The organism is Butyrivibrio sp. VCB2006, assembly GCF_000420945.1.
Classification (GTDB): domain Bacteria; phylum Bacillota; class Clostridia; order Lachnospirales; family Lachnospiraceae; genus Butyrivibrio.
Window position 1 is genome coordinate 258,152 of the sequence record NZ_ATVX01000004.1, and the last position, 13,634, is coordinate 271,785.

The 13,634-nt window shown below is 43.0% G+C and carries 13 protein-coding genes, 2 pseudogenes and 1 riboswitch; of the genes and pseudogenes, 1 reads left to right on the forward strand and 14 read right to left on the reverse strand.

Features of this window, described 5'->3' with window-relative positions; genetic code table 11:
- Positions 1-113: 113 nt before the first annotated feature.
- The 8 genes and pseudogenes from G613_RS20200 to G613_RS0105460 all read right to left on the reverse strand — a co-directional run.
- Positions 114-611, reverse strand: a pseudogene (locus G613_RS20200) (ABC transporter ATP-binding protein); the annotation flags it as partial.
- Between the two features lie 114 nt (positions 612-725).
- Positions 726-1,742 carry a FecCD family ABC transporter permease gene (locus G613_RS0105425; protein ID WP_029231691.1) on the reverse strand — a complete coding sequence of 339 codons (1,017 nt, stop codon included), beginning with the start codon at positions 1,740-1,742 and terminating at the stop codon, positions 726-728.
- 3 nt (positions 1,743-1,745) lie between these two features.
- Positions 1,746-3,416 carry an ABC transporter substrate-binding protein gene (locus G613_RS18515; RefSeq protein WP_029231692.1) on the reverse strand — a complete coding sequence of 557 codons (1,671 nt, stop codon included), beginning with the start codon at positions 3,414-3,416 and terminating at the stop codon, positions 1,746-1,748.
- Positions 3,417-3,836: 420 nt separating this feature from the next.
- A pseudogene (locus G613_RS0105435) lies at positions 3,837-5,078 on the reverse strand (sirohydrochlorin cobaltochelatase); the annotation flags it as partial.
- Between the two features lie 233 nt (positions 5,079-5,311).
- A riboswitch (cobalamin riboswitch) is annotated at positions 5,312-5,512 on the reverse strand.
- 193 nt (positions 5,513-5,705) lie between these two features.
- The gene (locus G613_RS0105445; protein ID WP_029231695.1) at positions 5,706-6,065 is read right to left on the reverse strand and encodes a heavy-metal-associated domain-containing protein; all 360 of its coding nucleotides are present in this window, start codon (positions 6,063-6,065) and stop codon (positions 5,706-5,708) included.
- Entirely contained in the window at positions 6,066-6,353 is a 288-nt protein-coding gene (locus G613_RS0105450) for a hypothetical protein (protein ID WP_029231696.1), read from the reverse strand.
- A 17-nt stretch (positions 6,354-6,370) separates the two neighbouring features.
- Positions 6,371-8,386 (reverse strand): ferrous iron transport protein B, encoded by a 2,016-nt coding sequence (gene feoB, locus G613_RS0105455; protein ID WP_029231697.1) that lies wholly within the window; start codon positions 8,384-8,386, stop codon positions 6,371-6,373.
- Positions 8,383-8,610: a FeoA family protein gene (locus G613_RS0105460; RefSeq protein WP_029231698.1), complete on the reverse strand. Its 228-nt coding sequence runs from the start codon at positions 8,608-8,610 to the stop codon at positions 8,383-8,385. Before G613_RS0105460 ends, feoB begins: the two co-directional genes overlap by 4 nt.
- A 323-nt stretch (positions 8,611-8,933) precedes the next feature.
- Here G613_RS0105460 and G613_RS0105465 point away from each other — a divergent pair, with 323 nt between their 5' ends.
- On the forward strand, positions 8,934-10,151 hold the full coding sequence (locus G613_RS0105465) for an iron-containing alcohol dehydrogenase (protein ID WP_029231699.1): 1,218 nt from the start codon (positions 8,934-8,936) through the stop codon (positions 10,149-10,151).
- 464 nt (positions 10,152-10,615) lie between these two features.
- Here the strand turns inward: G613_RS0105465 and G613_RS0105470 are convergent, their stop codons facing one another.
- The 6 genes from G613_RS0105470 to G613_RS0105495 form a co-directional block, all read right to left on the reverse strand.
- A complete protein-coding gene (locus G613_RS0105470) occupies positions 10,616-10,864 on the reverse strand; it encodes a hypothetical protein (protein WP_029231700.1) in 249 nt (82 codons plus the stop codon).
- A 51-nt stretch (positions 10,865-10,915) separates the two neighbouring features.
- Entirely contained in the window at positions 10,916-11,482 is a 567-nt protein-coding gene (locus G613_RS0105475; protein ID WP_029231701.1) for a rhomboid family intramembrane serine protease, read from the reverse strand.
- An 11-nt stretch (positions 11,483-11,493) separates the two neighbouring features.
- Positions 11,494-11,772, reverse strand: coding sequence for a hypothetical protein (locus G613_RS0105480; RefSeq protein ID WP_029231702.1), 279 nt, complete (start codon positions 11,770-11,772; stop codon positions 11,494-11,496).
- A gap of 36 nt (positions 11,773-11,808) precedes the next feature.
- Positions 11,809-12,108 (reverse strand): hypothetical protein, encoded by a 300-nt coding sequence (locus G613_RS0105485; protein ID WP_029231703.1) that lies wholly within the window; start codon positions 12,106-12,108, stop codon positions 11,809-11,811.
- Between the two features lie 139 nt (positions 12,109-12,247).
- Positions 12,248-12,718, reverse strand: a complete 471-nt coding sequence (locus tag G613_RS0105490; protein ID WP_242826127.1) for a VanZ family protein — start codon at positions 12,716-12,718, stop codon at positions 12,248-12,250.
- 140 nt (positions 12,719-12,858) lie between these two features.
- A complete protein-coding gene (locus G613_RS0105495) occupies positions 12,859-13,536 on the reverse strand; it encodes a flavin reductase family protein (protein ID WP_029231705.1) in 678 nt (225 codons plus the stop codon).
- Positions 13,537-13,634: the final 98 nt, after the last annotated feature.

Below are 13,634 nucleotides of genomic sequence, written 5' to 3' on the forward strand. Positions count from 1 at the left end.
ATGCCCAGTTCATGAAGTGACATGAGAACCGCCACGTTCTTTTCCCTGGCAAAAGACCTGATTTTCTCCACAATATCTATCTTGTGCCTGATATCAAGAAAGGATGTAGGCTCGTCTAAAACCAGCACCTCCGGTTCCTGGCAGATGGCTCTTGCCAGCAGCACTCTCTGCTTCTGCCCATCGCTGATATTGGAAAAGAGATTATCCTGAAGGTCAATCACATCGGTCCATTCCATAGCCTCTCTGACCTTTTCTTTATCAAGGTCAGATAATATTCCAAGGCCTCCCGTATATGGATATCTTCCGATTTCCACAACCTCTCTGCAGGTCATAAGCTCAGGCCTTATCTTGTAGGTCATAACAAGAGACATGCGCTTTGCAATCTCGCTTGCCTTGAGCTCATCCCTGTCATCGCCGTTTAGATAAATGACTCCGCCTCTTTTCTTAAGTTCCCCTGTAATGGTCTTAAGAAGCGTAGTTTTCCCGCAGCCATTGGGGCCAATGAGAGTGATAATCTTACCAGCTTCTACCTCAAAGCAAATATCTCTGATAAGATCTGACTTATATCCAATATTCAGTTTGTCTGTTCTTATTCCCTTTAAATCAGACATCTAAATCCAAATACTCCATATCTAAATTCTTTATTCAGATCTTCTATATATAATCCAATTCATCGATAATTATTCATTATTCGATGTTTCACTAAACAAATGACCATCTTCCTATTACTTGTTCGTTGAATTACCTGCCCTTCGAATCATCATGAATATTACCACCGGCACCAGGAAAAGAGCTGTCACTGAGCTGATACTGACTTCCGTCGGTGCAAAAACAGTTCTGGCGATAAGATCGCAAAATAGCGTAACCAGCGCTCCCCCAAGGAAGCTGGCCGGGATCATCACATGGGCACTGTCTGTTTTAAGGCTGGTTCTCACAAGATGAGGCACCGCAATTCCAACAAAAGAAATAGGTCCTGCGAAGGCTGTAACACAGGCTGCCAGAAGACTAGAAATAAATATCAGCATCACCCGAAGGAACTTTATGTTAACACCGACGCTCCTTGCGTAGGCCTCTCCAAGCCTGTAGGCATTCATTGGCTTTAATATGAAAACGGTCATCAAAAGACAACACGCCACAATCACAGTTATAACCCTGATCTGAGCCCAGTTAACTCCGGACAAGCTTCCCATGGACCAGTTGTGAAGGTTAACAATATTGGAATCATCTGCAAAGGTCACCACAAAATCCGTAATAGCCGAGCAAATGTAGCCAATCATGATACCGCACACCACCAGTACGCTCATGCTCCTAACCTTTACTGAAATCAGGAGAACAAAAACCATGGCAAGGCTTGCGCCCACGAATGCCGACAGAACCATCATGTTAAGCCCCATCTCTTTTCCCAGGGACAAAAAGAAAATCATGGTGATTGCCACAAAGAGCTTGGCTCCTGAAGAAATGCCCAGAACAAAGGGGCCCACTATAGGGTTTCCAAAGAAGGTCTGCAAAAGATATCCCGAAAGAGCCAGCGCTCCCCCAAGTAAAATCGCAGAAACTGCCCTTGGAAGGCGGATATTCATTATTATGTTGTAATTAGTTGATCCGGATTCCTCCCCGAATATAATCCCAAAAGCCTCACCGGTAGAAACATGAGCACTTCCCAGCACTATGTTAACTACGAAGAAAGCCAGGATGAGAATTATGATCAGGCAAAAGAAATTTCCGCAGCGTCTTTTACTCATTCTTTAATCCAGTTTGTTCAAATATGTATAGTTTCTGTCAGTATCCGTAAATACCGCATTAAGGTCTTTCATGAACTCGCCCATTCCGGTGATCTGCTGAAAGAGATTTCTGTCCGTGCAGTAAACATTGCCTTCCTTAACAGCCTTAAAATCCTTAAACAGCTCATTTTTGCGAATCAGCTCGTTTATAGATGAAATCTCGCCGCCAATTGTGCTGTTGTAAATGATTATGTCCGCCTCACAGGCCTCTGCATAGAACTCTTCCATCTGCATATTCATGGTGGACAGAGCATTTTCGCCCTCTCCTGCTCCTGTGAGACAATAGTTTCCGCCGGAAAGTTCAATCATCTTGGTGATATAGTCACCGGACTTTCTGACATTGATAAGCCCTCCTGCTGTCACATGGAAAAAAGCTACTGTCTTACCGGTATTTGTATTGTCATTCATGATAGGCTCTATGATTTCAAGCTGCTTTTCAAAATACTCATCAGCCTCTTTTTCATGGTCAAATAAAAGTCCGTAAAGCTTAATCCACTCAAGTCTTCCAAGTGGGTGCTGCTCATAGCTTGATGTCTCCACCAGAACCGGAATTCCAAGCTCATTTAGCTTTTCTTTTACCGCTGGCTCATGGTAGATCATAGTGTTCTCAATAGCCAGATTGCAGCCACTTCCAAGGATAAGCTCATAGTCTGGAGCCCGGTATTTACCGGCATAGACCAGGTTTCCGCTCTCCATGGCTCTTTTGGCATCATCTATGTACCAGTCGCTTTCTCTTGTGCCGGAAAGCTTTACCATATCAAGGGCTCCGCAGGTATTTATAAGGTCCATGGCGGCGGTGGATACGAGATAAGTCTTATCCAGAGGCTTTTGCAAAATTACAAGGTCATCAGGAAGGCCCGCAGGAGCTTCCTTTCCTTCCGGCACTACCAGATACTCTCCTGAATTAGCTATGGAAACAAGGGCATAATCGCCGTAATTATCGATTGTAAAACCAGTGGCATAGGCAAGCTTAGTGTTTCCCGTATATGCCAATCCTGAATTTTCAAGAATCTGTTTTACCTTTTTTATACCTTCACTATTGTAGCCATTACCTACAACAGTGACTTTTCTGTAATCATCTATATTGTTTTCTTCAGATATACCTATTTCTGTACTATCTGAATCAGCTTTCGCCTCATCAGTAGTTTTTTTTGCGTCTCTGACCTCTCCCCAAGTGATCCTATACTCAATCTCATGAGGTGTGCTCATGGCAGTGGTATCGCCGATAACAGTTAGTGTCCCGGTAATACTATCTATATCTACAGTAAAGGTGGATTCGCCACCATTATTCTCATTCTCATATCTGACTCCATTAACAATCATGTAGTCGTATTTTTTGCTACTCCACACAAATCTGGCAGTCAAATTTCCACTATCATTTGTTACTTCAACCGGAGATTTTATGCAGGCTTTCCCGGTGCCGCCCTGGAAATCGATATCAATAAACATCGTTTCTGCCAATGAACTGGTAGAATTTGAATCCATCACATCTTCATTAACACTTGCAACAGTCGATGTTTCCTCATTAGCAGAAGTAACCTCCTGCCGGCCGCAGGAGGTCACAAAAATAGTTCCAAGTAAAAAAATCAGAAAAACTATGTACTTTTTCAAAATACATTTAGAAAATCTAGTCATGAATAATCCTTATTTCTCAGGAGATGCCACTACTACCTTGTGGTCGTACCACTTGCCCTTTGTTCCGATAAGTGCAAGATCAAATTCCTTATCAAGATAAGGAACAGGAACATCAAAGCCGTTTACTGTTTCTGTAGTTCCATCGCTGTACTTAACCTCATCCTTGGTTGGCTCAAGGAGCTTAGCTCCGTCCTTCTTGGCATCCTCTGCAAGACCGGGATAAAGATTAACTATATTCTCTGAAGGAAGAGAAATGTGAATTGTCATCTCGCCGTTCTTTACAGTGAGTGTTCCGTAATCATCATAAGCTTCATTAACCTTGAACATTGAACTGTCGGAAGTAAACTTTGCCTGATACTCGCCATCTGCAAGAGTCTCAGCGGGAACAACTATATCTGAACTGGCAATACCTACGTTTCCAATAGCCTCTGTGGTATGAGCAACATAAAGATCCTTAATCTCATCAATTCTTCCCAGGCCCTCGATCTGACAATCTACAGTTTCAAATGCTCCTGATGCTGTAAACATGCTCTTCCAAGTATCCTCGTCATCACCTGCCATATCGTTGTTGGCATGGTCACCGGCAACAACCATAAGAGGTCTTAAGATAACCTTGGTGTAACCGGCTTCCTTAACAGCCTCGATAACATTCTCACAGGCTGTCTCTTCAGGCTCACCTTCAACTGTTCCGATGAATACGTTGTCGTATTCAAGCTCTTTCATCACAGTTGCCATCTGGCTGTAGCTAACCTTGGCTGTATGAGCTGTTCCATGTCCCATGAATACAAAAGCTGTCTTGTCAGCATCTGCATTTGCAAGCTTCTCATAGCCAGAGGCCTTAACTGCTGCCTCAACAACTGCTTCAGCAACAGCTTTTTTGTCATCATTGATAACTGTTGCATCGCTTCCAACTTCACCAAGAAGAGGCTCAGCTACGGTTACGCTCTCGAACTTGTCTGCATACTTCTCAAGAGCATCTGTAAGCTCGTCGTACTCAGCTCCGTGCATAAGGTGAGTTGGCTGAACCACGAGATTTTTAACCCCGTTTGCTACAGCTCTTTCAAGAGCCTGCTCCACGTTGTCAATCTTCTCGCCATCCCTTGCCTGAACGTGGTTGATGATGATCTGAGCTGTAAATGCTCTTCTAACTGACCAGTCAGGGAAAGCTGCTGCAATAGCTTTCTCAACGCCGCTGATATCCTCTACTCTGCTGTCGTTAAAAGAGGTACCAAAGCTCACTACAAGTATCTCATTCTCACCAATATCATCTGAATTAAGGGGATCGTCCTTGGATGCATCTCCAGTATCTCTTCCAAAGTAGTCAGGATCTGCATCTTCGCCCTCTACCATTTCTTTCTGTTCATCTGTAAGAGCATCCCAAGCTTCCTTGGCTTTCTGGCAAAGCTCATCTGTCTCATCAGTTCTTTCCTGAACATAGATTGCATCAATTAAATCCGCAACTTCCTTAGCTCTTTCTTCATCGCTCATCTCTGTTGTCTCCGATGCTGTTTCTGACTGTTCCTGTGCAATAATTTCTGCTACAGCCTCAGTATCCATGGTTACTTCCTCAGCAGGTACATCTGTTCCTGCAGCTCCGCAGCCTGCCAGAACTGAAAATGCAGTTACACCGGCAAGTACAATTGTAAGTAGTTTTTTCTTCATAATATGCCTCCTTATATATATCAGATAAACCCGGATTTTAGAATAGAATGTCGCTTACGACATTCTTGCGCCGAGCGCGGTTGCATTTATGCAACATATTCATATCGCGCAAGTGTGCATAAAAAATACCCATATCGGAAATAATCCAACATGAGTATTGTGCACACGAAAAACACAGGGTTATGCACCCTGTAAATTCGGTACGACCAATTACTCGTGATCCGGAATATCCTTCCTGTACCAGCTCTATGGCAGGTTTCCTGGCTCATGCATCATCACACTGTCATCTGCCTTCCCAGAAAAAGGACTATCTAATTCCATTTTCCAGTGGTCACAAACTGCGATAACAGTACTCCGCATTTACAGTGACGAGTTCGCTCAGGTCTTGCACCTGCTTCCCTTTTACCCTCTGCAGCAAGGGGCTGGCAAATCGAAAACATCGCCAGTCCGCTAAGCTCAGCGGCACCATAAAACTTTATGTATTTATTTGCTTGCATTGTAGCATATCTATTTTATATGCTCAAGTTACCGGTATAAGAACGCTGATTTCTTCAATATTAAAAAGGGCATTCCTTAGCGGAACACCCCAAAATAATAATGTAATTTCTAATTAAATCCATACGAAGATTATTTAATTGATGTCACTTTGTATCCCATTTCTTCGATGGCTTTTTGAAGGACACAGTCCTCAACATCCTTTTCAAATTGAACAACCGCCTGTTTTTTCCGCAGGTTCACTTTGGCTGATACTCCATCAATTCTGTTAATTCCACGCTTAACTCTGTTTACACAGTTCTCACAAGTCATGCCATCGATCTTGAAGGTTTTAGTCTTGAGAATCGGACCATTCAGCTTTTTATCCGGCTCTTTTACCACAGAGCCTCCACCACAGCAGCCGCCCTCTCCCTTAAAGTGCTTAATAGAGCCCCTTGCCGCAATGATGAGCACTACCACCAGAATTATGATTATCAACGCATTTGTTGTCATTTATACTACCTCGTACATTTCTCCCATATTCTTAAAGCCCCCCTCAGGAAGGCAGGAGCTGCAAGCAGAATGGCCACTTCCATGGCTCCCCCCGCAGTTTCCTCCGCAGCCATCTGTGCAGTTTTCACCGCATCCGGCGCAGGATAAATCAACTTTCTTGATCACCCCGATGTTTGTCAGGTACTCAAGTTGTCTTTTTACATCCTCTTCAGAGGTCTTAAGTTCAATTGCCAAAAGCTTAGTCGTTCTGGCATGTCCGTCCCTTAGAAGATTTAATAGTTCTGTCATGTTTGCCTCTTTCTATTTTACCAGATGAGAAGCCCTATGTGATACACAATGGTTGATAGCAAAAGAGCTGTCGCCGTGTAATAAAGAGCTATCTTAAGAGTCCACTTAGCTGACGCTGTTTCCTGATAGGTTGCAGCCAGAGCCACAACGCAAGGCATGTTAAAGGTAATGGCAAATATGAAGGCCAGAGCCTCTGCCTTGGTTACGTTGGCAAGAAGGATCTCGCTAAGGTTTGACGCAGCCCCAGCTCCTGCCATAGCTGCGTTGAAAGCTCCTGCTACATTCTCCCCTGTGAAAAGAGCACTAATAACGCCAATAGCTCCCTCTTTACCCACAGATGAAGCAATGAAAGCAATAAACAGCTGCCATCCAAGGCCAAATACCTTAGTAACAGGCTCAATTGCCTGGCCAAGTCTGCAGAGGATTGGCGCTGTTCCCGGGATAAAGGTATAGCTAAGAAGCCAGAAAATACCACACACAAGAATAACCACACTGCTAACTCTCTTAAAAGTATCAACTGTTCTGCCGAACACATATCGAAGAAGTGCTCCCCACTTAGGCTTATGGTATGGAGGAAGCTCCATAATCATCCCGTAGCGGTCTCCTGTCTGAACAAGACGTCTTCCAAAGATCTTGGCTGTTATGTACATGTGCAGGATCATTGTAAGAAGGATAACAACGATAACAAGTACTGCTCCCGGGCCAAAGAATATTGAAGAAAGCATGGGCACAACTGACCAAGCCGCTCCGCAGGGAACAGCCCATGCAAGAGCAATGGTGAGGACCTTCTGTCCCCAGTTATCGATAACTCTGGCACCTGCTGCGCCTCCCATAGTACAGCCAAAGCTTACAAGGAAAGGCATTACGGACTTACCCTGAAGTCCAAGTTTGCCCATAGTATTGTCAAACACATAAGAAATTCGGGCCATGACACCGATTTCTTCCAAAAGCCCAAAGACCAGTGTTACACCAAATACAAAGCCCAGCATCTGGAAAATATAGCAAAACGACTGGATTATTACTGTACATATAGCAGCAACCAAAATATCCGGGCAGCCAATGTTTGTCAGAGCGCTTGTCACCGGTTCTTTTAACGCCAGGATTCCCTGACCTACAAACATAAGTGGCAGCGCCGGTATAAAGGATGCAATAAGTCCAAGGAGAACTGTCAGAACAACCGCAGGCTTGCCCCAGGTTTTACTCATGAATATCTTATCCAGTTTGCCCACTGTAATCTGTTTGTTACTAGATGATACTGCCCCCTCCAGAACCGCATCGATCCACTTAAACTTGGCGCTTCCTGTAGCAATGGCCCCCTGTGAAGTATTTATGATTGAAGTGACCTTTTTCATGGTGTCAGCAGGAAGCTTTTCTTTTAACTGCTTCATCACAAGTTTGTCATTTTCAAGGGCCTTCACCGCCATCCAGGTGGATGAAAAACCGGGAACCAGATTTTCCGGAATAAGACTCTTTAACTCTTCAAAGCCTTCAATCTTCTTGTATTCTTCTTCAATTTCTGAAGTGTTTAGAACTGTCTTTTCCCGAACAGCTCTTTCCATGATCTCGTAATATGGCTCGTAGTTCTTACCTTCCGTGGCAGAGAAAAGAAGCACCGGAATGCCAAGTTTTTTCTCAATCGCCTGTACGTCTATGGTCTTGCCCTGATCCTTGGCCACGTCTGCCATGTTCAAAACCAGGAAGCTTGGCACTGTGATTCCCGCATAATCCGCAGTCATGAAAAGACTTCTCTCAAGCTGGGAGCTGTCTGCCAGGATACACACCACGTCTGCCCTTCCAGAAGCAATAAAGTCTCTTGTGATTATTTCCTCATCAGAATTGGCTGTCAGGGAATAGGAGCCAGGAAGATCCGCAACTGCACATTCCATTCCCCTGTAGGTAAAATAACCTTCTTTTTTCTCAACGGTTTTGCCAGGCCAGTTTCCCACATGCTGGCGAAGGCCTGTAAGAGCATTAAAAAGCGTTGACTTGCCTGAATTAGGCTGTCCAAGGAGCGCAATAGTTGACTGACTCATACTGTCACCTCCGCAACTTCAATTCCCATACACTCTTTTCTGTTAAGGGCAATCATGGTGTCTCTGGAATAAATCAGCATAGGTCTGTTTTTGTCATTCCTCATGACCTTCACACTACACCCCGGTGTAAGTCCAATAGAGGTGATTCTGCTGATAAATCGCTGATCACCACTTAGACTCTTAACAATAGCATCACTGTCCTGTTTAAGTTCACTTAAGCACATATCGTCCTCCCTCGTTATTAGTAATTGATAGTTTTTATCAACTCATGTTAGCCTACGCTAACCATTATACACAGGTCGTGCCGGATTGTGGGCTAATTATGGGCTTTTGAGAAAAGTTATCAATTTATTGAATAATTCTGAGTGTCGTTACTGAATCATATAAAAAATGAATCATGTCCTCACGAACACAACTGTAAGGTGCATATTTCTGTGATTTTCCTGAGAATATATGCTTTTTTGGTTGAAATAGGCGCGGTTTATCGATATAATAGTTATTGGGTTACGTTATTTTTTTAACAAAATTTTAAGGAGGTATAAAATTCATGTCACGTTTTACACTGCCAAGAGACATCTATCACGGAAAAGGAGCTCTTGAAGCTCTGAAGACATTCGAGGGCAAACGCGCCATTATCTGCACTGGGGGCGGATCTATGAAAAGAGGTGGCTTTCTTCAGAAGGTAGAGGACTACCTTAAGGAAGCCGGAATGGAAGTTGAGTTATTTGAGGGAATTGAGCCTGATCCTTCAGTTGAGACTGTAATGAAGGGTGCTGAAGCCATGCAGAAGTTCCAGCCTGACTGGATTGTTGCCATCGGCGGCGGATCACCTATCGATGCAGCTAAGGCTATGTGGATCAAGTACGAATATCCTGACACAACCTTCGAAGATATGTGTAAGGTTTTCGGACTTCCTAAGCTCCGTACAAAGGCTAAATTCTGTGCTATTTCCTCAACTTCAGGAACAGCTACAGAGGTTACAGCTTTTTCTATCATCACTAATTACCAGAAGGGTATCAAATATCCTATCGCTGATTTCGAAATCACACCTGACGTTGCCATTGTAGATCCTGAGCTTGCTCACACAATGCCCAAAAAGCTTGTTGCTCACACAGGTATGGATGCTATGACTCATGCTGTTGAAGCATATGTATCCACAGCAAACTGCGAGTACACAGATCCTCTGGCAATACACGCTATAGAAATGATAATGAAGCACCTTGTTAAATCCTACAATGAGGATATGGATTCAAGAGATGCTATGCACGATGCTCAGTGCCTTGCAGGAATGGCCTTCTCCAATGCTCTTCTTGGAATCGTTCATTCAATGGCACACAAGACCGGTGCTGCTTTTGCTGACCTTGGTGCTCACATCATCCACGGCGCAGCTAATGCTATGTACCTTCCTAAGGTTATCGCATTTAACGCAAAAGACCCTGTTGCTAAAAAGCGCTATGGTGTAATCGTTGACTACATGGGACTTGGCGGATCAAACGATGATGAGAAGGTTAAGCTCCTTATCGAGTACCTTCGCAAGATGAATGATGATCTTAACATTCCTCACAGCATCAACCACTATGGTCCTGACGGACTTCCAGCAGAAACAGGCTTTGTTCCTGAGGATGTATTCCTTGAGAGACTTCACGACATTGCAGCAAATGCAATCCTTGATGCCTGCACAGGCTCCAATCCTCGCCAGCCAAGCCAGGAAGAAATGGAAAAGCTGCTTAAGTGCTGCTACTACGACACAGAAGTTGATTTCTAATTTAGGACTTATGCCGCTTGCTGCATTATGACAATATTGTGTATAAATAAGGGGCTGTACCACTGGATCAAAATCCGGGCGCAGCCCCTTCATTGTTGGATTGAGGTGGATTTGTTTTGATGCAAGCGAGTGTTACATCCAATTTTTCTGTGCAGGTAATGTCAAACCTGCTTATTTCTTTCTGTTTGGTATTACTAATCTCCTAGTTGGTAATACCAATCAGGCTCTTTTTCCTATTTAACATTACCAATTTTCAAGCTTGTAATACCAATCAAGCTCTTTTTCACTATTTTGACATTACTAATCTTCAAGCTTGTAATACCAATTATGCTCTGTTCTCCTGTTTGACATTACCAATCTTCAAACATGTAATACCAATTATGCTCTTTTTCCCTATTTGACATTACCATCCCCTGGCAAATATCCTAAGCAAAGAACCCCTGCAATGCCTAGACAAATAACAATCATTTACTTTCTGCCTGCATGCCTGCTTTTTGTGCAGCTGCGGAAGCATGTTTCTCTCTTAATGTATCTCTTTTAACATAAAGATATATCAGGTAAGCTATGCCAACAACTATGGCAAATATTAAAAGAGTGCCATAGAATCTCATGAATGCTTCATCTTTGAAGAGAATACATATCACAAGCAACACAATATTTATAATAGTCTGCGCAAAAATGAATTTGAATGCCTTTTTGGTTACTGAATCCATTGTTGGAGCTCCTTTAATTAAGTAATTATCTGTAATGTAATTGAAAATTGATTATCCAAAAGAGTAAACACTTACCAGAACAATCCCGCAGATAATCCCAGAAACTAGTCCTGTGAAATGTCCGATGGAATCTATCTTTTTTGAAGTTGTCATGGCAATGAGAAGAACTATGGTTGGAATTAGGGATCTAATGCCGCCAAACCCAAACACGCTATAAGCTATCACCATATAAATCCCTAGAAGTCCACATATGACTCCTGAGGCTCCGATTGACAGAGTAAATGGCGAGCCATTCTTGTGGAGTCTTGCAGAAACAAGCCCTCCAGCTATCATTATGACTGCATAGCATAATGCATAAAGTCCCGAATCCAGCGCATATTCAAGCGTAGTTCCGATGTTGTACAGGGAATACATATTGCAGGCAAGATGCATAATCTCCCTCTGAGTAAAAGCACTGGTCACCACACGATGCAGCTGTCTGTTCTGGATTGTGTCCATATAGGAAGACCCTAGCCTATTAACACCTATGGCCTTAAGGTTCACAAGTGCAAAAACTATTATATTTATCGCGATTATTACCGATGTCACCGGATATCGCATGAGCTCCTGAAATCCCATTTTGCCCTCTCTTAAAAGCAGCTTGTCTTTGGATGAATATCATAGTCTTCAAGAAAGCTCTCCATCCAACGAAGACGCCCCTGTCTTAAGTTTATAAGAAAGACATCAAAAGAGTTTATTGAAAAGAGTCTCTCTGTATCTTCCTCTGAAAAATCATAGTATTTTTCGCTGTCATAATCTTCACCGTAAACGTAGGATTCCAGATGGAGGCACCCTTTTTTTATGGAGCCACTCAAGCCTACATTCGTCTCTTTATACACAGTAAAATCTATGTCGCCTATGGTTATCATCTTCCATAATCCCCCTAATTAAACGTTCATACACAACTATAGCGTGTTTCCACTCATAAATAAAGACACCTTGTCTGCTGTAAGAGCATTACCATTTGAGAATGCAACGCCATCATTTAATGTGATGGTCCAAACTGATCCGTCAGCTGTTGCGTCCTTGGCAAGACAAGAAGCTGCGCTCATGTTCTCATCCATCTTGAAAAGAGCTTCTGAAAAACCATAAATTGATGTGTACCAACCATAGTACTCCTTGTGTACATCAAGACTTGGATAAGCAAAAGATGTTGCAGAAGTGCTTCCACATCCGATGATGCCTGCCGCAAGTGTAGCAGCCATCAAAAGTGAAAAATTTTCTTTTTCATAATAAAGTAAACTCCCATTTGTACTAGTTTTCGTGCACAAATAGGAGTTTAAATCATTATTAAGTATTCCGTAAGCCCCTTATGGGGGTATTTCTTTGGACGACATTTTATCTTTAATAGCTTTCTTTGGGCTTTTTGTGATTAGACAACGGCCTGAATACAGTCATTCTGCCGGTCCATCCGATAATCCTGGTTATGATAACACCAAGGATTACTCCGCAGCTGTCGATGAGGACATCTTTTTTCTGTGGGCTACGCCCGTCAATAAAGGATTGGTGGTATTCATCAAATCCGGCAAAGACTATGCAATAGCCTCCTGCCAAAATCACTAGCCAGATGCCTCTTATTCCATATACATACAATGGAAATGCCACTGTAACAGCCAGTACAAAGTATTCAGTGAAATGAGCCGTTTTCCTAATGTAGTACTGAGATTTCTCTGACAACTGCTCGATTCTCTTCATACTCCAGCCCTTATCAAAGGCATCATTAGCAACAGAAAAGACCTTGACGCCCACCTGGAAGCTCAGCTCAGAACTTGTATCTGCATCCTGTCCGGAAAAAGAAAAGATCAGACACATCATTATGATTGCGGGCACGAAAGATAAAGGCTTAAGTACAAACCGCAATGTTTGCTTTATATATAAGAGAAAGTATTTCATATTTGTAACATGCTTATCATTGATTATGTTTTTATATACATAGTCTCATGATAATTCTATTCTTATTTTTCTTTTCTATTCTTCTTTTTTCCTGACTTATCCTTGGATTTATTATCTTTCCATGATTTGTCTTTGGATGCTTTCTTGCCTGCTGGCTTTGACTTTTCTTTGTCCAATGGTTTCCTGGCAACAGAATATCCGAATTTACCAAGTTTCTCACCCAGCATAAAATACTCACCGTGAGAATATGCCACGAGCCCCGCCTTACCAAGATCGAGCCTTCCCTTGTCGTCCATGAGCTTCTCATCAACAGAAACGCTCACAACCTCTGCAATAAACATATCGTGAGATCCAAGCTCAAGTATCTGCTTAACCTTACACTCAATGTTAACAGGGGCTTCCTCTATTCCGGGAGCTGATATTTTCTGAGAAGGAAGTGGAGTAAGCTTCATCTCTTTAAACTTGTCATACTCACGGCCTGAACGGACACCGCACCAGTCGGCAGCAAAGGCAAGTTTCTTGCTGGTAAGGTTGACTACAAACTCACCGGTATCCTTGATGATACTATGTGAGTGTCGTTCCTTCCTCACGGAAATAGAAAGCATGACAGGATCACTACAAATAGTGCCTGCCCATGCTACTGTTATTATGTTAGGTTTTTCGCCCGGGCGCTGACAGCTGACCATCACCGGTGGTGCGGGATACAGCATATTGCCTGGACGCCATACTTCTTTTGCCATATTGGTTCTCCAATTAAAGCTCTTTTACCACTTCCTCCATCTCGATATGTATAGTCTTCGACTACACATATCGATTCGGGGCAACATTCCAATTTGCT

Excerpts from the sequence above, each read along its gene's own strand:
- G613_RS0105465 (WP_029231699.1), top strand. The coding sequence starts at position 8,934 with ATGTCACGTTTTACACTGCCAAGAGACATCTATCACGGAAAAGGAGCT.
- G613_RS0105495 (WP_029231705.1), bottom strand. The coding sequence starts at position 13,536 with ATGGCAAAAGAAGTATGGCGTCCAGGCAATATGCTGTATCCCGCACCA.
- G613_RS0105490 (WP_242826127.1), bottom strand. The coding sequence starts at position 12,718 with ATGATGTGTCTGATCTTTTCTTTTTCCGGACAGGATGCAGATACAAGT.
- G613_RS18515 (WP_029231692.1), bottom strand. The coding sequence starts at position 3,416 with ATGACTAGATTTTCTAAATGTATTTTGAAAAAGTACATAGTTTTTCTG.
- G613_RS0105470 (WP_029231700.1), bottom strand. The coding sequence starts at position 10,864 with ATGGATTCAGTAACCAAAAAGGCATTCAAATTCATTTTTGCGCAGACT.
- G613_RS0105480 (WP_029231702.1), bottom strand. The coding sequence starts at position 11,772 with ATGATAACCATAGGCGACATAGATTTTACTGTGTATAAAGAGACGAAT.
- G613_RS0105425 (WP_029231691.1), bottom strand. The coding sequence starts at position 1,742 with ATGAGTAAAAGACGCTGCGGAAATTTCTTTTGCCTGATCATAATTCTC.
- G613_RS0105460 (WP_029231698.1), bottom strand. The coding sequence starts at position 8,610 with ATGTGCTTAAGTGAACTTAAACAGGACAGTGATGCTATTGTTAAGAGT.
- feoB (WP_029231697.1), bottom strand. The coding sequence starts at position 8,386 with ATGAGTCAGTCAACTATTGCGCTCCTTGGACAGCCTAATTCAGGCAAG.
- G613_RS0105475 (WP_029231701.1), bottom strand. The coding sequence starts at position 11,482 with ATGGGATTTCAGGAGCTCATGCGATATCCGGTGACATCGGTAATAATC.
- G613_RS0105485 (WP_029231703.1), bottom strand. The coding sequence starts at position 12,108 with ATGGCTGCTACACTTGCGGCAGGCATCATCGGATGTGGAAGCACTTCT.
- G613_RS0105450 (WP_029231696.1), bottom strand. The coding sequence starts at position 6,353 with ATGACAGAACTATTAAATCTTCTAAGGGACGGACATGCCAGAACGACT.
- G613_RS0105445 (WP_029231695.1), bottom strand. The coding sequence starts at position 6,065 with ATGACAACAAATGCGTTGATAATCATAATTCTGGTGGTAGTGCTCATC.